Annotated in this window: 27 protein-coding genes; 8 read left to right on the forward strand and 19 right to left on the reverse strand. The window is 58.3% G+C overall.

Annotated features, from left to right (window positions below; all coding sequences use genetic code 11):
* Positions 1-10: 10 nt before the first annotated feature.
* From NH395_RS07085 to phnD, 5 genes are all read right to left on the reverse strand, one after another.
* Positions 11-442: a host attachment protein gene (locus NH395_RS07085; protein WP_066320819.1), complete on the reverse strand. Its 432-nt coding sequence runs from the start codon at positions 440-442 to the stop codon at positions 11-13.
* Between the two features lie 91 nt (positions 443-533).
* A complete protein-coding gene (gene phnE / locus NH395_RS07090) occupies positions 534-1,343 on the reverse strand; it encodes a phosphonate ABC transporter, permease protein PhnE (protein WP_253023506.1) in 810 nt (269 codons plus the stop codon).
* On the reverse strand, positions 1,337-2,149 hold the full coding sequence (phnE, locus tag NH395_RS07095) for a phosphonate ABC transporter, permease protein PhnE (RefSeq protein ID WP_253023515.1): 813 nt from the start codon (positions 2,147-2,149) through the stop codon (positions 1,337-1,339). Before phnE (NH395_RS07095) ends, phnE (NH395_RS07090) begins: the two co-directional genes overlap by 7 nt.
* Positions 2,136-2,933 carry a phosphonate ABC transporter ATP-binding protein gene (gene phnC / locus NH395_RS07100; RefSeq protein ID WP_253023517.1) on the reverse strand — a complete coding sequence of 266 codons (798 nt, stop codon included), beginning with the start codon at positions 2,931-2,933 and terminating at the stop codon, positions 2,136-2,138. Before phnC ends, phnE (NH395_RS07095) begins: the two co-directional genes overlap by 14 nt.
* A gap of 57 nt (positions 2,934-2,990) precedes the next feature.
* Positions 2,991-3,983 carry a phosphate/phosphite/phosphonate ABC transporter substrate-binding protein gene (gene phnD, locus NH395_RS07105; RefSeq protein ID WP_253023519.1) on the reverse strand — a complete coding sequence of 331 codons (993 nt, stop codon included), beginning with the start codon at positions 3,981-3,983 and terminating at the stop codon, positions 2,991-2,993.
* Positions 3,984-4,138: 155 nt separating this feature from the next.
* On the opposite strand from phnD, the gene NH395_RS07110 reads away from it, so the two are divergent.
* Complete coding sequence (locus NH395_RS07110; RefSeq protein WP_253023521.1) at positions 4,139-4,732, forward strand: histidine phosphatase family protein; 594 nt, start codon at positions 4,139-4,141, stop codon at positions 4,730-4,732.
* Here the strand turns inward: NH395_RS07110 and NH395_RS07115 are convergent.
* The 7 genes from NH395_RS07115 to hemE all read right to left on the reverse strand — a co-directional run bounded on the left by NH395_RS07115 (position 4,729) and on the right by hemE (position 11,699).
* Positions 4,729-5,127 (reverse strand): Rid family detoxifying hydrolase, encoded by a 399-nt coding sequence (locus NH395_RS07115; RefSeq protein WP_253023523.1) that lies wholly within the window; start codon positions 5,125-5,127, stop codon positions 4,729-4,731. The genes NH395_RS07110 and NH395_RS07115 overlap by 4 nt on opposite strands.
* A gap of 126 nt (positions 5,128-5,253) precedes the next feature.
* Positions 5,254-6,015 carry an amino acid ABC transporter ATP-binding protein gene (locus tag NH395_RS07120; protein ID WP_290443730.1) on the reverse strand — a complete coding sequence of 254 codons (762 nt, stop codon included), beginning with the start codon at positions 6,013-6,015 and terminating at the stop codon, positions 5,254-5,256.
* Positions 6,016-6,069: 54 nt separating this feature from the next.
* Entirely contained in the window at positions 6,070-7,170 is a 1,101-nt protein-coding gene (locus NH395_RS07125) for an amino acid ABC transporter permease (protein WP_253023525.1), read from the reverse strand.
* Between the two features lie 16 nt (positions 7,171-7,186).
* Positions 7,187-8,377, reverse strand: a complete 1,191-nt coding sequence (locus tag NH395_RS07130; protein WP_253023526.1) for an amino acid ABC transporter permease — start codon at positions 8,375-8,377, stop codon at positions 7,187-7,189.
* A 91-nt stretch (positions 8,378-8,468) separates the two neighbouring features.
* Complete coding sequence (locus NH395_RS07135) at positions 8,469-9,494, reverse strand: amino acid ABC transporter substrate-binding protein (protein ID WP_253023528.1); 1,026 nt, start codon at positions 9,492-9,494, stop codon at positions 8,469-8,471.
* A gap of 226 nt (positions 9,495-9,720) precedes the next feature.
* A complete protein-coding gene (gene speE / locus NH395_RS07140; protein ID WP_253023530.1) occupies positions 9,721-10,587 on the reverse strand; it encodes a polyamine aminopropyltransferase in 867 nt (288 codons plus the stop codon).
* The gene (gene hemE, locus NH395_RS07145) at positions 10,584-11,699 is read right to left on the reverse strand and encodes a uroporphyrinogen decarboxylase (protein WP_253023532.1); all 1,116 of its coding nucleotides are present in this window, start codon (positions 11,697-11,699) and stop codon (positions 10,584-10,586) included. The genes speE and hemE overlap by 4 nt, the downstream gene beginning before the upstream one ends.
* Before the next feature lie 228 nt (positions 11,700-11,927).
* On the opposite strand from hemE, the gene ribA reads away from it, so the two are divergent.
* Both ribA and NH395_RS07155 read left to right on the forward strand, forming a co-directional pair.
* The gene (gene ribA / locus NH395_RS07150; RefSeq protein WP_066320830.1) at positions 11,928-12,563 is read left to right on the forward strand and encodes a GTP cyclohydrolase II; all 636 of its coding nucleotides are present in this window, start codon (positions 11,928-11,930) and stop codon (positions 12,561-12,563) included.
* Between the two features lie 23 nt (positions 12,564-12,586).
* The gene (locus NH395_RS07155) at positions 12,587-13,282 is read left to right on the forward strand and encodes a hemolysin III family protein (protein WP_253023534.1); all 696 of its coding nucleotides are present in this window, start codon (positions 12,587-12,589) and stop codon (positions 13,280-13,282) included.
* Here the strand turns inward: NH395_RS07155 and NH395_RS07160 are convergent.
* The 6 genes from NH395_RS07160 to NH395_RS07185 form a co-directional block, all read right to left on the reverse strand.
* The gene (locus NH395_RS07160) at positions 13,279-13,902 is read right to left on the reverse strand and encodes a glutathione S-transferase family protein (protein ID WP_253023536.1); all 624 of its coding nucleotides are present in this window, start codon (positions 13,900-13,902) and stop codon (positions 13,279-13,281) included. The two genes, NH395_RS07155 and NH395_RS07160, sit on opposite strands and share 4 nt — an antisense overlap.
* A complete protein-coding gene (locus NH395_RS07165; RefSeq protein WP_253023538.1) occupies positions 13,899-14,276 on the reverse strand; it encodes a hypothetical protein in 378 nt (125 codons plus the stop codon). Before NH395_RS07165 ends, NH395_RS07160 begins: the two co-directional genes overlap by 4 nt.
* Positions 14,277-14,349: 73 nt before the next feature.
* A complete protein-coding gene (gene djlA, locus NH395_RS07170; protein ID WP_253023540.1) occupies positions 14,350-15,111 on the reverse strand; it encodes a co-chaperone DjlA in 762 nt (253 codons plus the stop codon).
* 30 nt (positions 15,112-15,141) lie between these two features.
* Positions 15,142-17,079, reverse strand: coding sequence for a 1-deoxy-D-xylulose-5-phosphate synthase (gene dxs, locus NH395_RS07175; RefSeq protein WP_253023541.1), 1,938 nt, complete (start codon positions 17,077-17,079; stop codon positions 15,142-15,144).
* Positions 17,080-17,120: 41 nt separating this feature from the next.
* Positions 17,121-18,014, reverse strand: a complete 894-nt coding sequence (ispA, locus tag NH395_RS07180) for a (2E,6E)-farnesyl diphosphate synthase (RefSeq protein WP_253023543.1) — start codon at positions 18,012-18,014, stop codon at positions 17,121-17,123.
* A complete protein-coding gene (locus NH395_RS07185; protein ID WP_066320840.1) occupies positions 18,008-18,295 on the reverse strand; it encodes an exodeoxyribonuclease VII small subunit in 288 nt (95 codons plus the stop codon). Before NH395_RS07185 ends, ispA begins: the two co-directional genes overlap by 7 nt.
* 264 nt (positions 18,296-18,559) lie before the next feature.
* On the opposite strand from NH395_RS07185, the gene serA reads away from it, so the two are divergent.
* The gene (gene serA, locus NH395_RS07190) at positions 18,560-19,804 is read left to right on the forward strand and encodes a phosphoglycerate dehydrogenase (protein ID WP_253023545.1); all 1,245 of its coding nucleotides are present in this window, start codon (positions 18,560-18,562) and stop codon (positions 19,802-19,804) included.
* Between the two features lie 70 nt (positions 19,805-19,874).
* Here the strand turns inward: serA and NH395_RS07195 are convergent, their stop codons facing one another.
* Positions 19,875-20,564 carry a pirin family protein gene (locus NH395_RS07195; protein WP_253023547.1) on the reverse strand — a complete coding sequence of 230 codons (690 nt, stop codon included), beginning with the start codon at positions 20,562-20,564 and terminating at the stop codon, positions 19,875-19,877.
* 200 nt (positions 20,565-20,764) lie between these two features.
* Between NH395_RS07195 and NH395_RS07200 the strand changes: the two genes are divergently transcribed.
* From NH395_RS07200 to ybiO, 4 genes are all read left to right on the forward strand, one after another.
* Positions 20,765-21,718, forward strand: a complete 954-nt coding sequence (locus tag NH395_RS07200) for a rhodanese-related sulfurtransferase (RefSeq protein WP_253023549.1) — start codon at positions 20,765-20,767, stop codon at positions 21,716-21,718.
* Between the two features lie 139 nt (positions 21,719-21,857).
* The gene (locus tag NH395_RS07205) at positions 21,858-22,682 is read left to right on the forward strand and encodes an IclR family transcriptional regulator C-terminal domain-containing protein (protein ID WP_253023551.1); all 825 of its coding nucleotides are present in this window, start codon (positions 21,858-21,860) and stop codon (positions 22,680-22,682) included.
* A complete protein-coding gene (locus NH395_RS07210; RefSeq protein WP_253023553.1) occupies positions 22,682-23,113 on the forward strand; it encodes a YqaA family protein in 432 nt (143 codons plus the stop codon). Before NH395_RS07205 ends, NH395_RS07210 begins: the two co-directional genes overlap by 1 nt.
* A gap of 121 nt (positions 23,114-23,234) precedes the next feature.
* Complete coding sequence (gene ybiO / locus NH395_RS07215) at positions 23,235-25,622, forward strand: mechanosensitive channel protein (RefSeq protein ID WP_253023554.1); 2,388 nt, start codon at positions 23,235-23,237, stop codon at positions 25,620-25,622.
* The last annotated feature ends 65 nt before the right edge of the window (positions 25,623-25,687 follow it).

Genomic DNA, 25,687 nt, shown 5'->3' on the forward strand with positions numbered 1-25,687 from the left:
CGTCGCTGGATTAGCGCAGGTCGCGCACGGCTGTTTGAATATCTGTCAGCGACGCCTTGCTCAGGTCTTTGGAAAGGGTATGAATCACAAGCTTTTGCGTGGGGCCATCGAGTTTATCGCGCAGCAGGCCTAAAAATTTGGGTGGCGCGACCACAATGAGCTTCTCCAAGCTGTTATCGACCCGAGCATTATAAAGGTGGCTGGCGACCTGCTTGGCGAACAGTTCGTTCTCGTGCTTTGAGGCGGCTCCCTCCTCTCCGGAGCTGCGCGCGCTGGTCGAGCTTGACTCGTGGACGTCGGCGCCCGGGCGGTCAGTGACCAGATCGCCTTCATGCAGGCGCCCTTCAGCGTGTACCAAGCTTTCCTGCTCGGTGAGTGTCAGCGCTTCGCGGGTAAAAATGCGCGCACGCGCGGCATCAGCGACAACAATATAGGTGGTCATCGTGACGCGTCCTCCTTGTCGTTAGTGGTCACTTAACCATGGCAAGCGTTTAGCGCTAGGTCAAACGCTAGCCCGGTCAATAGCGCTCGGTTTAAAGCACCTTGCTACGCAGCAGGCTCGTGACGGCCTCGCCAATCAGCACCAGCACGATAATAGCGATCAAGATGGTGGCCACGGTCTGCCAGGCGAAGGTATCAATCGAGCCTTGCAAGATAACCCCGATACCACCGGCACCCACCAGCCCCAATACCGTCGATTCTCGAATGTTGATATCCCAGCGCAGAATCACAATGGCAAAAAATGCAGGCATGACCTGGGGAACCACCGCATAGGCAATCACCTTGGCTTTGGAGGCCCCGGTGGCTTCCATGGCCTCAACCGGGCGCCGGTCAATCTCCTCGATCGCCTCGCCCATCAGCTTGCCGATAAAGCCGATGGAACGAAACACGATCGCCAGAATGCCCGCAAGTACCCCGGGGCCGAAAATTGCCACGAACAAAAGCGCCCAGATAATGGTATTAACCGAACGGCTGGAGACCAGGATGAAACGCCCGAGCCAAAGGCAGGCCCGATTTGGGGTAGTATTCTGGGCGGCAATATAGGCCACCGGCAGGGCCAGAAAAATTGTCAGGAAGGTCGCCAGGGTGGCGATATGCACGGTCTCGATCAGGGCACCAATAATATTGTTCAAGCCTTCGCCACTGGGTGGCCACATTCGGGCGCCAAGGCCGGAGATTTGAGCGGGGGCATCCCATACCCAGGGCCAGAAGATATCAATATCGCGCACTGCCCAGAAAACCACCATCGCGGTCGCGAGGAGCACGGCGAAGCGGATAAGACGTTGCTTGGGGTTATGGCGCTGCCAGACGCGGTCGGCAAGTTGTTGAGCGTGATCTACCATATTTTTTTCCTTACCCAGCCGCTGATGCCCTCGCTGATCAAAATGACCGCGATGATGACGAGTAGAATCGCAAACGCGAAATCGTAATCGTAGCGTCCAAAGGCGTTCATCAGTGTGCTACCAATGCCACCCGCGCCGACAATCCCGACGACCGCGGAGGCGCGCAGGTTGCTGTCCAGCTGGTACATGGAAAGCCCCACCTGGCGCGGCAATATCTGCGGAAAGACCGCATAGAACAGAATGGCCCCGTAGCCAGCGCCTGCTGCCTTCATGGCCTCTACCTGGCCCCAGTCAATTTCTTCGATCTCTTCGGCGAGGAGCTTACCGACAAAGCCGATGGAATAGAGGATAAGCGTCAAAATCCCCGCGAGAGGACCAAAACCGACGGCGGCGACAAATAGAATCGCCACGATGACCGGATGGAAGCTGCGCGAGATGATGATCACCGCCCGGCCAATGATATATATCGGCATCGGTGCAATGTTGCGCGCCGCCATGACGGCAAACGGAATCGACAGCAAAACGCCCAGCAGCGTCGCCATGATGGCGATTTGAAAGCTTTCCTTGAAGCCTGTGATCAGCAGCTCATAACGCTCAAGACTGGGCGGGAAACCGCCGCCGAAAATACGCCCTGCGCGGGGAAGGCCTTCCGCAATCCGCTCCCAGTTGAACGGCAGTGACCCAAAGGCCCAGACTAAGTAGACGACGCCGACGATGATCAAGCCGTAGCGTAGCAGCGGGTTGGCAATAAACGGCGGCTTTTTCCAGGTGCGTGGCGTTGATGCCTGGGCGTCAGGAGGCGTCATGGGCGTGTTCCTCCGCGGGTGTATCGGTGATCGCATCGTCCGGCGCGTCTATGCCGCCGTAGATGGCATCCAGGGCGTCTTTGTTGAAGTCCGCGGGCAAGCCATCAAAGATCATCTTGCCATGGCGTAAGCCCACGATACGCTCGGTATAGGTCTTTGCCTGGGCGACGTTGTGAATATTAATCAGCACCGGCAAAGACAGCTCGCTTGCCAGGCTTTGCAGCAGAACCATAATCTGCTCCGACGTACGCGGATCGAGTGAGGCGGTAGGCTCATCGGCGAGCAGCACGTCAGGTTCTTGCATCAATGCGCGAACGACGCCGACCCGCTGGCGCTCACCACCGGAAAGCTCGTCGGCGCGCTTGTTGGCATAGTGCGCAATGCCCACGCGCTCCATCAGGACAAAGGCGCGCTCGATATCGGCCTGAGGGTAGCGGCGCGAAATCGCCTGGTAGAGATTCACATAGCCCAAGCGACCGGCCAGTACGTTTTCCATTACGGTCAACCGGTCCAGCAGGTTAAAACCCTGGAACACCATGCCAATCTTGCGCCGCGCGCGGCGTAGTTCCGCCCCTCTCAGGTGCACAAGCTCGTTGCCGTTGAGCTTGATGGAGCCGGATGTCGGCTCGACCAGGCGGTTGATGCACCTCAGCATGGTGCTTTTACCTGCCCCCGAAGCGCCTACGATAGAAACGACGCTGTTTCCCTCTACCTTGAGATCAAGCCCTTTCAGCACGGCTTCATCGTGGCCATAGCGTTTGACCAGATTGGTAATTTCCAGCATGTGTTCGCGTCCATCGTCGAGAAAATAACCGCACCGCCAATGGCGGTGCGTAACGTTTTACTCTTCCAGGTTTTCCGGCGTATAGCTCACGCCATTAGCGGACTGGATGGTACGAATCACCTGCCAGTTGTCCTTGTAATTGATAGGGATGAATTTCTCGACGCCTTCAAACTCTTCGCCTAGTTCGGTGCCCGCAAAATCAAAGCTGAAGAAGGCTTCTTCGATTTTGTCGACCAGGTCCGGGTGCAGGTTGTGCGCGTAGTTATACGAGGTAGTGGGGAAACTGTCGGACTCGTAGATCAGGCGAACATCTTCTTCATCGTAAAGACCCCGTGCGGCCATTCGCTCGACGACTTCCGAGGCCACCGGGGCGGCGTCATAGTCTTGAGCCACAACGCCGAGCATGGACTGGTCGTGGCTACCGGAGTAGATCACTTCATAATCTTCACCAGGGACGACGCCAAATTCGGGCAGCAACGCGCGAGGGGCTTGGTTACCCGAGTTGGAGGTCGGCGAGGTATGGGCGACGCGCTTGCCTTTGAGGTCTTCCACTTCATGGATGTCGGAATCGACATGGGTGAACAACTGCAGGGTATAACCGAATCGGCCGTCGTCGGAGCCCATCAAGGCAAACGGCACGGCACCGGCAAGATTGACCGCGAAAGGCGTTGGGCCGGTGGAGAACCCTGCGATATGCAGCCGTCCGCTGCGCATGGCTTCAACCTGGGCAGCGTTTGACTGCACGGCGAAGAAGCGCACGTCGCGCTCGGTGACTTCCTCCAGGTGGTCGATAAAGGGCTGCCAGATATCCGAATAAATGGCCGGATCTTCCACCGGGGTATAGGCGAAGATGAGCGTATCGGGGTTGGCCCATTCCGATTCATCGCTGGGGCGATCAGCCACCATGTCGCCATCTGCGTCACAGTAGATATCTGCCAGGTCGCCACGCTCACATTCAGCGTAGGCTTGGGTGGATAGCAGAGCGAGCGGCAATAGCGATACAGCGGTGAGCATTGCAAGCGGGCGCTTGCGAGAGAGCGGCGTTGTCATAATAAGCCTCGTCGTGTGTTGTTTTTGTGTTTTCGAATCCCTTCGCTGGGATTTTCTACTCAGAAAGCGGGAAATGTTTCATAAGTGGACATTTGATGCGAAGGATGATTATTTTCGAAAGTCAGCACTTTCAATCTAGGGTTTGTGACAAACTTATGTCAAATACTTTACAGGCACCTTACGACCATTGGCGCAATCGCTATTTGCTAATACGCCACGGCCATAGCCAGGCGAATCAACAGGGGGTGATTGTCAGCTCGCCAGAACGCGGCGTGACGACCTTCGGGCTTTCCGAGCAAGGTGAACAGCAACTTGCTCAGCGAGTGGCCGATTGGCAGTGGCCGACGCCTACCCGCGTCGTGCACTCGGATTTTTTGCGCACCGCGCAAACGGCTGCCCACATTGCCGACGCGTTTGGACTCATGCCAAGCGTGGAGACGCGCCTGAGAGAGCGCTATTTTGGTGAGTTGGAGGGGCAGGGCGACGATCGTTACCCCAGCATATGGGCTTTGGATGCCCAGAACGCGGAGCATCAGCATCATCAGGTAGAAGCGGTGAGCGCGGTGGCCAAGCGTATGCGGGCGGTGATAGACGACTGGGAAAAAACGGCCAGCGGGGAAACCATCGCGCTGGTCAGTCATGGCGACCCGCTGCAAATCCTGCTCACGGCGCTGGCCGGGAAGCCGCTGAGCCAGCACCGTGAGCAGGAAGCGCTATTGCCTGCCAGTATTACCTTGATAGGTGGCTAGACGCTGCTGTCTTCAGATGGCGGAATCCAGGCAATCATGTCGACTTCAACGTCGGCACCGCCGGCCAGGCCGGTGACGCCAATGCAGGTACGCGTGGGTAACGGCTGCGGGAAGTAGCTCGCGTAGACCCCGTTGACCTCGTCGAAGTGGCCCATGTTGGTAATAAACACCCGCGACTGCACCACGTGCTCGAAACTGCTTCCCACTTCCTCCAGCACGATCGCCAGGTTCTGCATGACACGATGGGTCTGTTCGGTGAACGTGCCGAGCAACATTTCGTTGGTTTCCGGCACGGTGGGCATTTGCCCGGTAATAAATACCAGGTCGCCCACACGGCAGGCGTGGGAAAAGGGCGCGATAGGCTGGGGCGCCCGGTCGATAAATAACTTTTCCATGGTGTCGCGTTCCTTTGTCGATTGTTTTAACTGCATGCTTAAACGTCTTATTACGCATTATGGGCCTCAAGCGAGGCCCATAACGACGAACTTATCAACAGCTGCTTTGTGCAGAGGGGGTGTGGATTAATGCCCCAGGATCTGGCTCAAGAACAGCTGAGTGCGTTCGGACTGCGGGTTGTTGAAGAACGGCTCAGGCGCATTCTCTTCAATGATTTGCCCCTGGTCCATAAAGATCACCCGGTCGGCGACGGTTTTGGCGAAGCCCATTTCGTGGGTCACGCATATCATGGTCATGCCTTCTTCAGCCAGTTCCACCATGACGTCCAGAACTTCCTTGATCATTTCAGGGTCGAGGGCCGAAGTGGGTTCATCAAACAGCATGACGTCAGGGTGCATACACAGTGAACGGGCAATCGCCACGCGCTGCTGTTGACCACCCGAAAGTTGGCCGGGGTACTTGTCCGCTTGTTCCGCGATACGCACCCGCTCCAGGTATTTCATGGCCAGCGCTTCGGCTTCCTTACGGGGCTTCTTCTGTACCCACATCGGTGCAATACAGCAGTTTTCCAGCACCGATAAATGGGGGAACAGGTTGAAGTGCTGAAACACCATGCCGACGCTACGGCGAATCTGTTCGATACGCTTAACGTCCTGCGTCAGTGGGACACCGCCTACGGTGATGTCGCCTTTCTGGTGCTCTTCAAGGTGGTTGATACAGCGGATGAGCGTCGATTTACCCGAGCCCGAGGGACCGCACACCACGATACGCTCGCCCCGTTTAACCTCCAGGTAGATGTCGCGTAGCACGTGAAAATCGCCGAACCATTTATTGACGTTATGCATCTCGACCATCAGGTCTGACGCGTTGGTGGCTGCTTGTGTCATGTTGATATCCTACTCAAAATCATAAAGAAAGCGGCATTAAGCGTTGTCGACGACCTACTGCTTATGACCGGTATTTAGCCTGCGTTCCAGGTACTGGCTGTAGCGCGACATGCTGAAACAGAAGATCCAAAATACGAACGCGGCAAACACATAGCCTTCTAGTGAGAAACCCAGCCAACGCGAGTCGGAAAGCGCCGCTTGCACAATACCCAGCAGATCAAACAGCCCAATGATCATCACCAGGGTGGTGTCCTTGAACAGCGAGATGAAGGTGTTGACGATACCGGGAATCATCATCTTCAGCGCCTGCGGCATGATGATCAGCCCCATGCGTTTCCAGTAGGTCATGCCCAGTGCGGCCGCTGCTTCATCCTGGCCTTTGGGGATGGCCTGGAGCCCCCCGCGGATCACCTCCGCCATATAGGCACTCTGGAACAGGGTCAGGCCGATCAGTGCGCGGATCAGACGATCAACACTCAGCTCTGTGGGCAAAAACAATGGCAGCATCACTGACGCCATGAACAGGATGGTGATGAGCGGAACGCCGCGCCAGAACTCGATGAAAATCACACAGAACGTTCTGACAATGGGCATTTGGGAGCGTCGCCCAAGGGCGAGCACGATGCCGATAGGCAGCGCGCCAATCATCCCCACACTGGCGAGCAGCAGTGTCAGCATCAAGCCACCCCAGCGGTGGGTGGAAACGCGCGGCATATCGAAATAGCCGCCGTGCAGCAGCACATAGGCGATGACCGGGAAGGCCAGCAAGGCAAATACGGCCACCCAGCGCTTGAGCGGCAGGCGGGGGATCACCAGCCAGGCGATAATGCCGGCGAACATGGCAAACACGATATTGGCGCGCCAGTACTCCTCGCTGGGATAGAGCCCATAAATAAACTGGGAAAAGCGTGCGTTGACGAATACCCAGCAAGCACCGGCCCGTGTGCAGTCTTCGCGGCTATCGCCCACCCAGTTGGCATCGATAAACGCCCATTGGATCGTGGGCACCATGAGTAGGTACAGGACATACAGGCCCAACAGCGTGAACAGACTATTAATGGGGCCGTTGAACAGGTTGCCGCGTAGCCATGCAATGGGGCCGATGGTGCCTTTGGGGGCCGGCTGCTCGGGTATCATGTCTTTGTTGTGAATCATAAAAGTCGCCTCCGGCCTAGCGTTCGACCAGCGCAACGCGAGCGTTGAACCAGTTCATGAACATGGACACCAGCAAGCTGATGATCAGATAAACCGCCATGGTCATGGCAATCACTTCGATAGCCTGACCGGTCTGGTTGAGCGTGGTGCCAGCAAACACCGAGACCAGGTCGGGATAACCAATGGCGGTGGCCAGTGAGGAGTTCTTGATCAGGTTGAGGTATTGGCTGGTGAGCGGCGGAATAATGACCCGCATGGCTTGTGGAATGATCACCAGACGCAGGACGAGTTTGCGCGGCAAGCTGAGTGCCTGGGCGGCTTCCGTTTGCCCATGAGGGATCGCCTGGATACCCGAACGCACAATTTCGGCAATGAACGATGCGGTGTAGATGGACAGTGCCAGCCAAAGTGCCAGAAATTCGGGGATGATGGTGATGCCGCCTGCGAAATTGAAGCCGCGCAGTTCGGGCATTTCCCAAGTCACCGGTACACCGGTGACAACCAGTATCAGCAACGGAAGGCCGAAAATAAGCACCAGCGATATCCAGAACACCGGCAGTCGCTTGCCAGTCGCCTCGTGGCGGCGTTTATTCCACATTACCAGCGCGATGCTCGCAACAATGGCGACGACGAAGGTGGCGGGAATCAACCCAAAGCCGGATTCAAACAGCGGCTCGGGCAGATACAGCCCTCGCACGTTCAGAAAAATCGCTTCGCCAAACGCCATGCTTTCCCGGGCGCTGGGCAGAGCTCGCAGTACCGCGAAGTACCAGAAGAAAATCTGCAGTAACAGCGGGATGTTACGAAAGGTTTCGATGTAGGCGTTGGCGAGTCGAGCGATTAGCCAGTTGGGCGATAATCGGGCGATGCCCACTATAAAACCAATAATCGAGGCCGCCAGTACCCCCAACCCACCGACCAGCAGTGTGTTGAGCAAACCTATGATGAAAGTACGGCCGTAGCTACTTTGAGAGGAGTACTCGATCAAGGTCTGGCCAATACCGAAGCCGGCGGTGTTGCTTAAAAAACCAAAGCCAGTGGTGATGCCTCGAGCCTCAAGGTTGGCTTGGGTGTTGCCGATAATATAGATAAGAAAAGCCACCACAGCGGTGACTAAGAGGATTTGGAAAATAAGTGCGCGCTTTGCGCGGTCTCGCCAGAACGGCGGCTTTTGGCCGACGGGGCGAGCATTGGGTCGTACAGACATGGGTGGCGTCTCCGCGATACGGAAAGTCAATCAGATGGCCCGCCTATACCCTGGCAACAGGGAATGGCGGGCCAGGGGTCAAGCGAGACGCTTAGCGAATCGGGGGAGCGTACTGGAAGCCACCGTCAGTCCACAGGGCGTTGACACCGCGCTCAATTTCAAGCGGTGAGCCCATGCCCACGTTGCGGTCGAAGCTTTCAGCGTAGTTACCCACTTGGCTGATGATGTTGTAGGCCCAGTCAGCCTCCAGTCCCATGCCTTCGCCGTAGTTGCCATCCTGGCCGAGCAGTCGAGCAACATTGGGGTCTTCAGACGATGTCATCTCGTCGACATTTTCGCTGGTAACACCGTATTCTTCAGCGTTGATCATGGCGAACAGCGACCATTTCACGATGTTGAACCAGGTATCATCGCCCTGGCGTACCACGGGGCCCAGCGGTTCTTTGGAGATCACGTCCGAAAGAATCATTGAGCTTTCAGGGTTATCTAACTGAATACGCAGGGCGGCTAGCTGAGAAGTGTCGGATGTCAGTACGTCACAGCGTCCTGCCTGATAGCCGCCTACGGTTTGCTCGGAGGTATCAAATACGATGGGGTTGAATTCCATGTCGTTAGCACGGAAGTAATCGGCGAGGTTTAGCTCGGTGGTGGTACCTGACTGAATGCAGATGGACGCACCGTTTAATTCATCTGCGCCCGTAATCCCCAGGTCCCGTGAGACCATGAAGCCTTGGCCGTCATAGAATGTCACGCCGGTGAAATTGAGACCCAACGTGGTGTCGCGAGTCGTAGTCCATGTGGTGTTGCGTGACAGTACATCCACTTCGCCAGACTGCAGCGCCGTGAAGCGCTCTACGGCATTGAGGGAAATGTAGTCAACCGCGTCGGCATCACCGAGTACGGCGGCGGCGACGGCACGACAGACATCGACGTCAAGGCCTTGCCAGTTGCCATCATCGTCAGGAGCAGAAAAGCCGGGTAGGCCGTCACTCACGCCACAACGAACGGCGCCGTTATCCCGGGTATCTTCCAGCGTGTCAGCCTGAGCGGTGGTCATTCCCGCAAGGGTAATCGAACCAGCAGATACCAGCAGCGCCAAGTGTTTTTTCTTCAACATGTAGGTTCCCTCGAATTGTTTGAAATCTTTATGCATGCCGTAGCATGTCACTTAACCTAGCAAGGAAGATGCCAAAAGGGGTACAGCCGTTGATTCAGCGCTTTTCAACGCTAAATCGAACGTTTGATACGAACGTCTAGGTGCAAAAAAATAAAAATGCCCACCCTCCGTGCACCTTTATGGAGCGACGAGGGATGGGCAGTGATGCAAAGTGATCTCGGCGGTATTATTCGGCGTCGAAGGCCCTGCGCATAAATGGCGGTAACGCCAGCGCGCCACGATGGGCTTCCAGCGTATAGTACTCGAGCGGCAGGTCGTGGTTGGCAACTGCCTGCTCGCGAAAGGCGTTGACGTCGACGTTTTTGCCCGCCAGCGTCACGCTCCACCAGCCGGACGGATACACCGGCTGCGGGAAGGGTAGCGTGGCGACGCTGTCGAACCCCGCTTCCCGCATGTCGTTGCGCAATTCACGGATGATGGTGCCGCTATGGTAAAGCGGTGATTCGCTCTGCTGCACCATGACGCCGCCATTTTTCAGGATACGGTGACAGCGCTTCAAAAAATCGGTTTTAAACAGGCCTTCGGCAGGCCCCACCGGGTCAGTCGAGTCGATGATCAGCACATCGATGCTCGCGTCGGGGGTATCATCCACCCACTTGACCCCATCGGCAAACAGCAGCTCGGCGCGGGGGTCGTCATTCGATTCCACCAGCGTTGGAAAAAAGCGCTCGGAGGCTTTGGTGACTTCTTCGTCGATATCGATCTGGGTGACGTGCTCGACCCCAGGGTGGCGCAATACTTCCTTGAGCGTACCGCAGTCGCCGCCCCCAATGATCACCACCCGCTTGGGATCCTGATGGGTGAACAAGGCCGGATGGGCAATCATCTCGTGATAAAGGAAGTTATCGCGGTCGGTGAGCATCACGCAGCCGTCCAGCACCAGCAGGTTGCCGTAGGTCTCGGTCGCGTAGACTTCAAGATGCTGATAGGGGCTTTGCACATCCAGCAGTTTGTCGGTGACTTTCAGCGAGAAAGCACTGCCGTGGCTATCAAAGACTTCGGTAAACCACTGGCCGTCTCGTAATTCGCTCATTTTGGGGCTCCCGGGTGCGCATCGTCCGCTTGCGTCGCGATGCTCTGATGATATTGCGGGCTAAGGTCGTGCAGCGCTTCCATGAAAGCGGTGACATGGTCGGGGTTGGTGAACTGGCTGATGCCGTGGCCCAGGTTAAAGATATGGCCGGGGCCATGACCGTAGCTTTCCAGCACGCGGGCGACTTCGGCACGGATCGCGGAAGGCCGCGCAAACAGCACGTTGGGGTCCAGGTTACCCTGCAGTGCGACCTTGTGGCCGACCCGGGCGCGGGCATCGGAAAGCTCGGTAGACCAGTCGATGCCCACGGCATCGGACCCGGCACAAGCGATGTGTTCCAGCCACTGGCCGCCATTCTTGGTAAACAGAATCACTGGCACCCGGCGCCCGTCGTGCTCGCGAATCAATCCGGCGACAATCTGCTCCATATAGCGCAGCGAAAACTCGAGGTACGCCGGGGTGGTCAGCGCGCCGCCCCAGGTATCGAAGATCTGAACCGCCTGGGCGCCCGCACGGATTTGCGCGTTGAGGTAGTCGGTCACCGCATGGGCCAGGGTGTCCAGCAGCTGGTGCATGGTATCCGGCGTATCGTAGAGCATGGTTTTCAGATGGCGGAAATCCTTGCTCGAACTGCCCTCGACCATGTAGGTGGCCAGCGTCCAGGGGCTGCCGGAGAAGCCGATCAACGGCATGCGGCCGTTCAGCTCACGGCGAATCGTGGACACCGCACGCATCACGTAATCCAGGTCGCGCTCGGCATCGGGAACGCGGAGCGCGGCGACCTCCTCAGCGGTACGCACGGTCTTTTTGAATTTGGGGCCTTCACCGGTTTCGAAATACAGGCCCAGACCCATGGCGTCGGGGATCGTCAGGATATCCGAAAACAGGATGGCGGCATCCAGCGGGTAACGCTCAAGCGGCTGCAGCGTCACCTCGCAGGCCAGGTCATGGTTCTGGCACAGGTCCATGAAACTACCCGCATCGGCGCGTTTAGCGCGATATTCCGGAAGGTAGCGGCCTGCCTGGCGCATCATCCACACCGGCGTGCGGTCAACGGGCTTGCGCGCCAGCGCGCGAAGAAAACGATCGTTTTGCAAAGGTGTGGGGTTCATAGACACTTGCTCTTGAGAAGTTTGCCCGCATTGTAGAGGAGCTATTGTACTGGAAGATAGACCGCAAGGCGGCGCGACCCATGGCAAAAATTGTCGCACCACGCCGATTTTTCTCGACGTTTTTCCGTCACGCTAATCGTGAGCCTGCCGCCGCTTCCTGCTAAACTACACGACCATTTTGCCAACACTGGTGTGGTTAACTGGTTTGGTTAATCAGCGAGGTAACCTGTGACCATTCGCTTCATCGCCGCTTCACGCCTGCCCACGCCCTGGGCCACCTTCACTATGCATGGTTTCGAAGACGAAGCCACCGGCAAGGATCACATCGCCTTGACGCTGGGTGATGTGACCGGCGATGAACCGGTGTTGGGACGTGTCCACTCGGAGTGCCTGACCGGTGACGCCCTGTTTTCGATGCGCTGTGACTGCGGATATCAGCTACAGGAAGCGCTCAAGCGAATAGCCGAGGAAGGCCGTGGCGTACTGCTATACTTGCGTCAGGAAGGCCGTGGCATCGGCCTTCTAAATAAAATTCGCGCCTATCACCTGCAAGATCAGGGGGCGGATACCGTCGAGGCGAATGAGCAGTTGGGCTTTGGTGCCGATATGCGCCGCTATGATCTATGCGTGCCGATGCTTGACCACCTGGACATTACGTCATTGCGGTTAATGACCAACAACCCGCGCAAGGTCGATGCCCTGACCCGTGATGGTGTTAATGTGGTCGAGCGCTTGTCCATTACCACAGGGTTGAACCCCCACAACGAGCAGTACCTCACTACCAAGGCGGGCAAGCTGGGGCATATGATGGTGCTGGATGATTTTACCCAGGCAAGCGATGTGGATATTGAGCGCAAGGGGTGATGTGTCGGTCAGGAGCGCCCAGAATGGCTACCTTTCGTGATGAACAGCATGAAAAACCCTTGGCTGAGGGTAAATTCAGCGTTATCGAAGAACGCCTGAACAGCATCTCCCACGGGCTGGGGGCGGTGCTCAGCCTGATCGGTATGGTCGTGTTGCTGGTGTTGGCGAGCCTGGCGGCCCACGTCGACCCCTGGAAGATCGTCAGCCTGAGTCTCTATGGGACGACGCTGATTCTGCTTTATACCGCCTCGACCCTTTACCACGGCATCCCCCATCGGCGCTGGAAGCAGCGCTTTCAACTGCTTGATCACTGTGCGATCTACCTGCTGATTGCCGGTACGTACACGCCCTTTCTGCTTGTCAACATGCGCGGCCCTACGGGCTGGTTACTATTTGCCGCCGTTTGGTCGCTGGCGCTGGTGGGGATTGCCTGCAAACTGCTTTGGCCTCAGCGCCTGGCGGTGCTGCGCGTTCTGATTTACCTGCTCATGGGCTGGATGATCGTACTGGCTTCAGAGGAAATGGCGGCGAGTCTGTCGTCGACGGGCATTGTGCTATTGGCCACTGGCGGCGTCGTCTACACCCTGGGCGTTATCTTTTACGCCGTGAATGCCATCCCCTTCAACCATGCCATTTGGCATCTGTTCGTGATCGCGGGCAGCGCCTGCCACTACGCCGCTATTTTCAGCGCTGTTCTGCCTCACGCTACTAACGCTTAACTTTCAGCCGCCGCCTTTTCACGCGCGATGGCGCGAGCCATTGCCGGGCGCTTGGCGTGGCGTTCACGGTAGGCAATAAACGGATCCGGCAGGCGATGTTTCATGCTCGATGCCCAGCCTAGCGTGTGGGTCAGAAACAGGTCTGCCAGCGTAAAGGTATCCCCCACCAGGGTTTCCTGTCCCTGGTAGCGCCGTTCCAGCGCTTTCATGGCGCGCTGAAACTCCCAGGCACAGGTGGGTAATATGGCGGGGATACGTTTATCCGCGGGCAAGGCAAACTGGTGCTTGGCCTGATTCCACAGAGGCTGCTCCAGTTCGGTGACGATAAAGCTCAGCCACTGGTCGACCTGCGCCCGTTGGATGGCGTTGTCGGGGAGCAAGTGGCCATTGCCATGCTGTTCGGCCAAATAGCGGCATATGGGCAGCGACTCAAACAGCATGACCTCGCCGTCGTCGAGTACCGGTACTTTTCCGTCGGGGTGGCGGGCCAAGTGCTCGGGGGTCTGGCCTTCGCCCTGATCCAGCGCGACGTGCTGGCAACGGTACTCAAGGCCCAGTTCCTCAAGCGTCCAGGTGGCTCTCAGTGAGCGAGAGTTAGGAAAGCTATAGAGTGTAATCATGGGGCATCGCTGATTGTGCCGTAACCGGCAACCTCATCGTCTTTGATCCATTCGATCTTGCCTTCATTGTTGCGGCGGACACCATAGCAGTCAATGTCATCACCGCCGTAGTCGAAACACATGGTGTCATCAACAATGGTGGCCTCTCCAGAATAGCCGTCGCCCACAATTTCGCCATCTGGAAGATAGACTTCGCTGTAAGCTTCACCGCCAGCCATCTCGCCTTGTACCTGGTTTCCCCATACCAGCTCACGAATTTCTTCGCCGGAAAGTCGTTCGCCTTCGCTATCGGCGTTTGCTAAAGCGTTTGCTGATAGTGTGCTTAGTGCTGCCGCCAGGCAGATCCCGGTAATGCTAAAAAATTGTACACGCATGATATGAAGCCTTTGCTTTGAAGTGGTGTGTACAACATTAGCCGAGATAACAGGCAATTGCGAATAGGCAAGGTTACTGGCCCCTTGCCTCGCGGATACGATCATAGGCGTTACTGATCTCGCTGGTGCGCGCCTGGGCCACTTCTCGCATGCTTTCGGGCAGCCCTTTGCCGGCCAGTTTGTCCGGATGGTTCTGGCTCATCAGGCGGCGGTAGGCCTTCTTGACCTCGGCGTCGCTGGCGTCTTCTGATACGCCCAGCACCCGGTAAGCGTCCTTGAGGGCTTCTTCGCTGGCGCCCTGCGAATTGGCAGCGGCGCCGTGCAACATGGCTTCGATCTGCTGGACTTCGGTCTCGCTACAGCCCACGCCACGGGCGACGCGCAGAATCATCTCGTGTTCGGCGTCATGTAGAACGCCGTCCGCGGCAATGGCCGACAGCTGCACCTGGAGAAACACCTGACGCATGACGGGCTGATGCCGGGTGAGGCGGTTGACGCTGGCAAGCTCGGCGTCCAGGTCAAAGTCGTCGCCGCGGCCGCGTTCAAAGGCGGCGCGTGCCCGGGTGCGCTGTTCGCCCTGCAGGCGCATCTGGTCGAAGAGTTTCTCGGCGACGCTCAATTCGCCGTCGGTGACCTTGCCGTCGGCTTGGCACAGGCAACCCATGACCGAAAAGATCGAGTCCAGAAAACCTTCCTGAATGCGCATCCGCGCCACATTCAGACGCCGCTTGATACGCCGCCCCAGCCACCAGCCCAGGCCGCAACCCACCAGAAGGCCAACGGGGCCGCCGAAAGCGAGGCCGATAAGCGCAAAGATAACAATCAGAAATAACATGGCAGTCTCTAACGTTGATAAATAAAAAGATTACGGCAGTCGGGCACGAATTGCGCGTTCGATACCGTCGGCATCCAGGCCGCAGTCGCGCAACAGTTCGGCAGGGGTGCCGTGTTCCACAAAGGCGTCCGGCAAGCCGAGGTTGAGCACTTCGACTTGAACGCCTTCGGCATGCAGGAGCTCATTGACGGCGCTTCCGGCACCACCGGCGATGACGTTTTCTTCCAGCGTGACCAGCAATTCATGTTCGTCCGCGGCGTGTAGCACGGCATCGCGGTCCAGCGGTTTGATGGAGCGCATATTGATGAGCGTGGCATCGAGTGTTTCAGCCACCTCGGCGGCGGCAATGTTCACGCTGCCAAAGGCAAGTAACGCAATGCTGGGGCCGTTGCCTGAGGACTTGCGGCGCACCTCGGCACGCCCAATGGGCAGCGCTTCCAGGTGCTCGGGAATCGCCACGCCCGGGCCGGTGCCGCGCGGGTAGCGAACGGCGGCAGGGCCCGGATGATGGTAAGCCGCACTGAGCATGGCGCGACACTCGGCTTCATCCGCGGGCGCCAGAATCACCATGCCGGGCACACAGCGCAGAAAGGACAAGTCCATGCTGCCATGGTGGGTGGGCCCATCTTCGCCGACCAGGCCTGCGCGGTCGATGGCAAAGGTGACGTCCAGGCTTTGTACCGCCACGTCATGGATCAGCTGGTCGTAGCCGCGCTGCAGAAAGGTAGAGTAAATGGCCACCACAGGCTTCATGCCTTCGCAGGCCATGCCTGCCGCGAGCGTGACGGCGTGTTGTTCGGCAATTGCTACATCAAAGTAGCGCTCGGGGTATTCCTTGGAGAAACGTATCAGGTCAGAGCCTTCGCGCATCGCCGGGGTAATGCCCATCAGGCGCTCATCGGCGGCGGCCATGTCGCACACCCAGTCGCCGAACACGTTGCAGTATTTTTTCTTGGCCACTTTTTTAGCGGCGCTTTTTGGGGCCTCAGGCGGGGCGGTCGGCGTTTGATGAGCGGGCTCGCTGGGCTTTTCCAGCTTGGTAATCGCATGGTAGCCAATCTGGTCGGCTTCGGCAGGTAAAAAGCCTTTGCCCTTGACGGTTTTGATGTGCAAAAACTGCGGGCCGTCAAGGTCGCGCAGGGTTTCCAGCGTCTCGGTGAGTGTCTCGAGGTCATGACCGTCGATGGGGCCGACGTAGTTGAAGCCCATCTCTTCAAACAGCGTGGCGGGGCTGACCATGCCTTTCATGTGCTCTTCAGTGCGCCGGGCAAGCTCCAACGCGCCCGGAAGGTGGGAAAGCACCTTTTTGCCTTCTTCACGCATCTTCAGATAGGGCTTGCTGGAAAGCACGCGGGCTAGGTAAGTCGCCATGCCGCCGACGTTTTCGGAGATCGACATCTCGTTATCATTGAGGATGACCAGCATGTTGGCATCCACGTGCCCCGCATGGGTGAGGGCTTCAAACGCCATGCCTGCACTCAGCGCGCCGTCGCCGATAATCGCGCAGACGCGGCGTGGCTTGTTCTGGGCCTGGGCGGCAAGCGCCATGCCCAGCGCGGCAGAAATCGAGGTGCTGGAATGGCCGACGCCGAAGGTATCGTAATCGGACTCGGTGCGGCGCGGAAACGCCGCGAGACCGCCATGCTGGCGAATGCTGAGCATGGCGTCGCGCCGCCCGGTGAGAATCTTGTGCGGGTAGGCCTGGTGACCTACGTCCCATACCAGACGGTCGTCGGGTGTGTCGAACGCATGGTGTAGTGCCACGCTCAGCTCTACCACCCCGAGGCCTGCGCCAAAGTGGCCGCCGGAGACGCCAACGCTGTAAAGCAGGTAGGCGCGCAGCTCATCTGCCAACTGGGCAAGCTGCTTGGCGTTCATGGCCCGCAGGGCAGCGGGGTGGTCAAAGGAGTCGAGCAGCGGCGTGGCCGGGCGCTCGCGGGGTATTTCGTCGAACAGCTTCATGGGCATGTTTTCATAGACGTGGTGTTGGATAGTGGCATGGACATCGTTTAGTGGTCGCGCTCGATCATGTAGCGGGCTAGGTCGGCCAATGGTGCGGCGTGTTCGCCCAGCGGAGCAAGGGCGTCGATAGCCTCGTCAATTAGGGCCTGGGCTTTTTGCTGTGCGCCTTCAAGCCCCAGTAAACTGGGGTACGTCGGCTTGGCGCGAGCGGCATCGGCCCCTGAAATCTTGCCGAGCGTGGCCGTATCACCGGTCACGTCGAGGATATCGTCATGAATCTGGAAGGCTAGCCCAATGGCGCGTGCGTAGCGAATCAGCGCCTGTAGCCGGGTGTCTTGCTCGTCAACGGCTGTGAGCCCGCCCAACTTGACGGCGGCAACGATCAGCGCGCCGGTCTTGTGGGCATGCATGTGCTCCAGGGCTTCGACATTGGGATGGTTGCCGACGGCGGCGAGATCCAACGCCTGGCCAGCCACCATGCCATGACGGCCAGCGGCACTGGCAAGGGTGGTCACCAGGCTGCCCAGCCGCGGGTGCCCTGTGCGGGCCAGTACTTCAAACGCCAGTGCCTGAAGAGCATCGCCTGCCAGAATAGCGGTGGCTTCATCGAAGGCCTTGTGGACCGTTGGCTGGCCGCGGCGCAGATCGTCGTCGTCCATGGCGGGCAGGTCGTCGTGGATCAGCGAATAGGCATGGATCAGCTCGATGGCAGCGGCGGGTGCGTCAAGCGCGTCGTCGCTGGACCCCAGCGCCCGGCCGGCCAGATACACCAGCAGCGGGCGTAGCCGCTTACCACCCACCAGCAAACCATGGCGCATGGCGGCTTCCAGGCGCGGTTCGGTCGCCGGTTGCGCATCGAATAGCGCGGCCAGAGTGGCGTCAACGCGCGTATTGCTAGTGTCACGTAACCTAACCAGCCCAGCGGCGGCGGGCGCTACCATGGCGGCGTCTCCTTGTTGCTGTCGTCAGGGTCTTCCGTGGGCGCGTCTGGGCCGTCAAAAGGGGTAACGTTCAGGCGACCATCGTTGTCTTCGCTAAGGGCGCGAACCTTCAACTCGGCGTTATCCAGGCGTTGCTGGGCATCGCGGGTAAGGCGAACGCCTCGTTCGAAGGCGGTTAATGCATCCTCCAATGAGAGTTCACCAGATTCGAGTCGTTCCACGATCGTTTCGAGCTGCTCGACCGTGGTGGCAAAGTCTTGTGGGGGTGTGGTGTCGCTCATTGGGCCATGCCTACCGTTTTCCTGACGCCCTGACCGGGCGGCGCGTGTGTCTGCAGAGAGTCGGCCAACAGTATACACCGAGGGCAGGGGGTGGCGTCTGCCCTCAAGGCGCTGCCTGAGAGACGACTTGTGCCGCGTTCATCTTGACAACGCACACATTTCATCATGCCAGCCCAGCGTGAGCACAGGCGAATATGCTACCATACGGGCCTTCCGCGAACCGTTACACGGCGCACGCCGCCGATCATAGAGGTTGATTCAGCCATGGCCAAAACGTCCCTGGACAAGAGCAAGATAAAGATCCTGCTGCTCGAGGGCGTCCACCAAAGCGCGGTGGACAATTTTCAAAACGCAGGTTATGAAAACATCGAGCATCTGCCCACATCGCTGGATGAAGAGGCGCTGATCGAGAAGATCCGCGACGTTCACTTCATCGGTATTCGTTCTCGTACTCAACTGAACGAGCGCGTGTTCGCAGCGGCAGAAAAGCTGGTGGGCGTTGGCTGTTTCTGCATTGGCACCAATCAGGTCGATCTCCACGCGGCGCTCAAGCGCGGGATTGCGGTATTCAACGCGCCGTATTCCAACACCCGCTCAGTCGCTGAGCTGGTACTCGCCGAAGCCATCATGCTGCTGCGCGGCATTCCGGAGAAAAACGCCCGGGCCCACCAGGGCGGCTGGTTGAAATCGGCGAAAAACTCCCACGAAGCCCGCGGCAAAACGCTGGGCATCGTGGGTTATGGCAGCATTGGCGCGCAGCTTTCCGTGCTGGCCGAGTCGCTGGGCTTCAACGTCATTTATTACGATGTCATCACCAAGCTGGGCATGGGTAACGCCAACCAGGTGGCAAGCCTTGAAGAGTTGTTGGGACGCGCCGATGTGGTCAGCCTGCACGTGCCTGACCTGGCGTCCACCCGTTGGATGGTAGGCGAAAAAGAAATCGCTGCCATGAAACCCGGTGCCATCCTGATCAACGCCTCACGGGGCAGCGTGGTGGAAATCGAGCCGCTGGCGCAAGCGATCAAGGCGGGCAAGCTGAACGGGGCGGCGATCGATGTGTTCCCCGTCGAGCCGAAGGGCAATGCCGAGGAGTTCGAAAGCCCGCTACGCGGCCTGGAAAACGTCATCCTCACGCCGCATATCGGCGGCTCGACCCTGGAAGCCCAGGAAAATATCGGCATCGAGGTGTCGGAAAAACTGATCACCTATTCGGATAACGGCACCACGGTGACCTCGGTCAACTTCCCCGAAGTGGCGCTGCCCGCACACCCGGACAAGCACCGTCTGCTGCACATTCACGACAACGTGCCCGGCGTCCTGTCGCAGATCAACCGTGTACTGTCCGAAAACGGCATCAATATCTCGGGCCAGTACCTGCAAACCAACGACAAGGTTGGCTATGTGGTCATCGACGTGGACAAAGCCTATGGCCCCCAGGCGCTGGAAGCGTTGAAGCAGGTCGACCATACGCTGAAGATTCGCGTGCTTTACTCGGCGCAGAATAGCTAATCGCATCAGCGGTCATTAACACCAAAACGGCCCCATTGGGGCCGTTTTGCATGGTGCTTGGTTCAGTGACTTAGGCCAAATCAAACAGCAGCACTTCCCCCGCCTTCTTGCCGGTCAGCGTGAACGTTTCGTCCGGTTGAAAGGCCGCGGCGTCGCCCGCGCTCAGCGTCTCGCCGTTGACCTCCATTTCCCCCTTTACCACATGCAGCCAGGCATAACGGGTACTCGGTGTATCTGCCTGTTCGCCTTCATTAAACAAGGCGCTATACAGGTTAACGTCCTGATTCACGCTCACCGAGCCATCCTGGCCGTCAGGTGATACCACCAGCCGCCACTGGCCCTGCCGCTCGGCGTGCGGAAAGGCTTTTTGTTCGTAGCTGGGCGCAATACCGCGTTTGGCCGTCTCGATCCAGATTTGCAGGAAGTGCAGGCCGTTTTCCTTGGAGTGGTTGAACTCGCTGTGCAGCACGCCGGTGCCTGCTGACATGCGCTGGACGTCCCCTGGGCGCATCACTTCGCCGTTGCCCATGTTGTCCTGATGGGCCATTTCGCCTTCGAGCACATAGGAGATAATCTCCATATCTCTATGGGGGTGAGCGCCAAAGCCGTGGCCGGGGGATACGCGATCTTCATTAATCACCCGCAGGGCACGATAGCCCATGTGGTCAGGGTCCATGTAATTGGCAAACGAGAACGTATGGTAGGAACGCAGCCAGCCATGGTCGGCGTAACCCCGCTCGTTTGAACGACGGATCTTCATCATAAGCTCCAGAGTGTTGGGAGAATGAGGATTAATATACGCCTGCTGGCTGAGGGTGTGGGGTGAAGGTTTCTCAACGATCAGATCGAATAAATCGACGTATCAGATAGGGCGCCTGCCTTGTGGCCGACTTTTTGCTAGAATGCGCCCGTTAATTCACTTGGTCCGCCTTTTACGGGGGCGACTACCTGGAGTTCGTTATGTCATCACCTACGTCATCACCGCGTATTGTGGTCGCGGCGTTATACAAATTTGTCACCCTGAACGACTTTGAAGCCCTGCGGGAACCGCTGCGCCAGACCATGCTGAACAACGGCGTGAAGGGTACGCTGCTGCTTGCCAAAGAAGGCATTAACGGCACGGTGGCGGGCACCCGCGAGGGCATCGATGCGCTGCTCGCCTGGTTGACCGCCGACCCGCGGCTAAGTGATATCGACCATAAAGAGTCGTTTTGCGACGAGCCGCCGTTCTACCGCACCAAGGTGAAACTGAAAAAAGAGATCGTCACCTTGGGCGTTCCGGATGTCGACCCTAACGACACCGTGGGCACTTACGTCGAGCCGGAGCACTGGAACGATATTATTGCCGATCCGGAAGTGCTGGTTATCGATACGCGCAATGACTACGAAGTGGAGATTGGCAGCTTCGAGGGCGCGGTTGACCCCAAAACCACCACCTTCCGTGAATTCCCTGAATACGTGCGCGAGCACTACGACCCGGCGAAGCATAAAAAAGTCGCCATGTTCTGCACCGGCGGTATTCGCTGCGAAAAAGCCTCCAGCTTCATGCTCAAGGAAGGCTTTGACGAGGTCTATCACCTCAAGGGTGGTGTGCTGAACTACCTGGAAAAAGTCCCCGAAGAGCAGTCGCTGTGGCGCGGCGAGTGCTTCGTTTTTGATAACCGAGTGACCGTCCGCCATGACTTGAGCGAAGGCGAGTTTGAACAGTGCCATGCCTGCCGTCGGCCGATCTCCTCAGAAGATATGCAGTCATCCGCATATGAGCCCGGTATCAGTTGCCCCCACTGCATCGACTCGCTGCCCGAGAAAACCCGCGCGGCGGCGCGCGAGCGTCAGCGCCAGATCGACCTCGCCAAAGCCCGTGGCGAACCCCATCCGCTGGGCCGGGATATGCGTAAAGCGTCGTCTATTTAGTTGCTTAGCGGCGAACAGGTGGTGATGGAATTCGTTTCCGTAAGCGCGACAGCGGCCGCACAGGCACGTTATCCTTACGCTCTTTGCGCCTACCTAGAGGTAGAGGTGCCTTCAGGAGAGCTTTTCAGGAGAGAGCCAGGTGAGTGACGTAAAGCGCAGGACCGTTGGCCGCCCGGCCAATTCGGCCAAAGCAGGCGGTGGGCACAGCCAGTCGTTGGTGCGTGGGTTAAATCTGCTGGAGTACCTGGCCAGCAGCCCCGAGGGCTTGGCACTTTCCGCCCTGGCGGAAATGGCCGATCTCGCCCCCTCGACGACCCACCGTTTGCTTCAGGCGCTGCAGAGTCAGGGCTTCGTCACTCAGGAGAATGAACAGGGCCTGTGGCGTATTGATGTCAAAACGTTCCGCATCGGCAACAGCTTTCTCGAAGCGCGGGATGTGGTCGCCACCAGCCGTCCGTTCTTACGTCGCCTGACAGCCGAGACCGGCGAAACCGCCAACCTGGGCATCCGCGATGCTGACACAGCGGTGTTTCTTGCCCAGCACGAGTCGCCGCAGATGATGCGCATGATTACCCGGTTAGGCTCGCGGGCTCCCTTGCACGCCTCCGGTGTCGGCAAGGCCTTGCTGGCCTGGATGCCCGAGGACGAACGCGCCAAACTGCTCGCTAAAGGCGAACTGCCTCGGGTGACCGAAAATACCCTTTACCAGCCCGACACCCTGCTCGACGAGATGCAGCGCATACGTGACCAGGGCTTTGCCTGTGACCGTGAAGAACATGCGATTGGCCTGCATTGCGTGGCGGCATGCGTCAATGACGAGCATGGCATGCCGTTGGCGGCTATTTCGGTGTCCGGTCCCGTGGCGCGCATTCCTGAGGTTCGGCTGCTGGAACTGGGTGCGCTGGTGCGCCGCGTGGCAGATGAGATTACGCTGCAACTGGGTGGTCAACTTCCCGCGTCCTGATGCTGAGTCTTTTTTGGGTAGCGCTGCTCAGTGCCACCTTGCTGCCCGGCGGGTCGGAGGTGTGGCTCGCGCGACAATGGTGCCAGGGCCATTCGGTCCTGGCATTATGGTGTGTCGCCACCGCTGGCAATACCTTGGGCAGCCTGGTTAATGTGGCATTGGGCCGATACGCACGGCGCTTTCAGGATCGTCGCTGGTTTCCGGCTTCACCTGCTCAACTGGCCCGTGCAGAGCGATGGTACCAGCGCGTTGGCGAAGTGAGCCTGTTGCTGTCCTGGCTGCCGATCATTGGCGATCCGTTGACCGTCGTGGCCGGCATATTACGCTTGCCCTGGTGGCGCGCGCTGGCATGGATACTGGTCGCAAAAGGCGCCCGCTATGCGCTGATACTCGGTTTGGCAGCGTCCTGGCTCGGGCCTTTGTGCAGGTAATCATGTTAAGCTAAATATCCTATACAATGCTTATATGTTGGTTGGCATGTATGATTGGTTTCAACAAATAGTTCAGCCGTCAGGTTGACACGACGACTCACCATCCAAGGGAGGTTACGGTGTGACGCCACTACGTTTATTACCCTGGCTCAGCGTCTGGCTGCTAGCGCTGATGACACTGTTTGCGGCGCCCGTGTTTGCGCAAAGCAGTACACCCAGTGAAGGTAGCAGTAACGGGGCAGAGACTACTGAACCGCAGACCTATGAATCCCTGGCGAACTTACTCGAAGACGAGCAGGCTCGCCAGGAACTCATCGACTTGCTACGCAACCAGGCGTCAGAGGTAGCCGAGTCGTCGGAGCAACCCGAGGGCGCTGCCCAGGGCAGTGATATCGCTCCCGAGGATGTGTCGCTGCCGCGCCAACTGGCTCAATTGACCAGCAACGTCGTCGGCGACGTCGGCGGTCAACTCGAGCAAATAGCGCTGCTGGTACGCGGCCTCTTTGTCGGGGGAGGTGAGAGCGTCTTCGACATGGCGATTTTCATGTCCGCGGCCATCAACCTGGGCATCGTGATCGCCGCCACTTTCGCCATGTTTTTCATTTTCCGCCGTTTCGCCAAGCCGCTTTTCACTAAAATCAGTGGCTGGTCACAGCAGGGGGCCGGGTTGACGCCCGTGCTGCGCCTGGTCGTTAGCGTGGCGATTGCCGCCGTGATCGATGTACTGCTGGTGGCACTCGCCTATGTGGGCGGTAATCTTGTCGCCACCTTTGCGGTCGGCGAAGTTGGCGACCTCTCCACCCGGGCATCGCTGTTTCTCAACGCCTTTTTAATTATTGAGCTCTTGAAAGCCGCGGTGCGGATGCTGTTTTCCTCGCGCTACGAAGGGCTGCGGCTGTTGCCGATTTCTGCGCAGGAAGCCTCCTACTGGAACCGCTGGTTGGCCCGCCTGATTGGCATGGTGGGGTACGGCCTGATGGTCGTGGTGCCGTTGGTCAACTTCTATGTGTCTGCGGCCATTGGTCAGGCGGTCGGCACTTTGATCATGCTGCTGGCGTTTATCTATGCCGTGGCGGTGGTGCTGAAAAACCGCGTGCGCCTGCGCGACAACCTCAATGCTATCGGGACACGCTCCTCCTTGGCGGCTAGCCGTGTATCGCTTCAGCTGTTTGCGCGCACCTGGCACTTTTTCGCACTGCTCTACTTCCTGATGGTGTTTGTGCTGACGCTGGTTCGCCCAGGCGATGCCTTGCCGTTTGTGCTGTTTGCGACACTCAAAACCCTGGCAGCGGTTGTCGTAGGGCTCTTGGTGTCGTCGTTCCTGACGCAGACCATTGGCCGCCGTATTCAGCTGTCGCCAGATATGCGCCGCAAACTGCCGCTGTTGGAAAAACGTCTTAATAGCTACGTGCCCAATGCGCTGCGTATTCTGCGCACGGTGATTGTGGTGGCGGTGATCATGGTGGTGCTGGATGCCTGGGGCGCCTTTGACCTGGCTGCCTGGTATGCCTCCGAAGCCGGGGCTGGCCTGGTCAGCAAATTAATCAGCGTCGCGATTATCCTGATCGTGTCCATTGGCGCCTGGCTGGGGCTTGCCAGCCTGATCGAGCACAAGCTCAACCCGGATACCGGTGTGGGCGAGCCCACCGCTCGGGCGAAAACGCTGCTCAGCCTGTTCCGCAACGCACTGGCCATCGCCATGGTGACGATTACCGGCATGATCGTGCTGTCGGAAATCGGCATCAATATCGGCCCGCTGATAGCCGGTGCCGGTGTGCTTGGCCTGGCAATTGGTTTCGGTGCGCAAAAACTGGTTCAGGATGTCATCACCGGGGTCTTCATCCAGGTGGAAAACGCCATGAATACCGGCGATGTGGTCACCGTTGGCGGAATTACCGGCACGGCGGAAAAACTCAGTATCCGCTCGGTGGGTATCCGTGATCTTAGCGGCACCTTCCATATCGTGCCGTTCTCCAGCGTCGACACGGTCTCCAACTACATGCGAGAGTTCGGTAACCACGTCGGCGAGTACGGCATTGCCTATCGCGAAAGTATTGACGATGCAATCGAGCAACTCAAAGTCGCGTTCGAGGACCTCAAGGCCAGTGAAGAGCATGGCCACAAGCTGCTCGAAGATATGACCGTTGCTGGTGTCATCGCGCTGGCGGATAGCTCGGTCAATATCCGTGTGGTCATCAAGACCACGCCTGGCGACCAGTGGGCGGTTGGGCGCGCGTACAACCGTTTCGTCAAGCTACGCTTCGATGAAGCCGGTATCGAGATACCCTTCCCACATACCACGCTCTACTTCGGCGAAAACAAGGACGGTAGCGCCCCGCCGGCCAACGTCCGGGTTATCGACTCTACCGCCGAGGAAACAGACGGCAAGCAGCCCCGCCAGGACGATGGGGAACAGCAACCGGCATCCCATCAGGATGTACAGCAGACGTCGGACGCGGATCACATCAAGCCTGATCACGACGACGTTGATACGCCTGACGGACGCTAAACGCCGTATCGTAATACGCAAAGGGGCTGCCATCGGGCAGCCCCTTTGCCTTGTGCGTCAGGCAT

The sequence above is a fragment of the Halomonas sp. Mc5H-6 genome, assembly GCF_024124705.1.
GTDB classification, from domain to species: Bacteria; Pseudomonadota; Gammaproteobacteria; order Pseudomonadales; family Halomonadaceae; genus Vreelandella; species Vreelandella subterranea.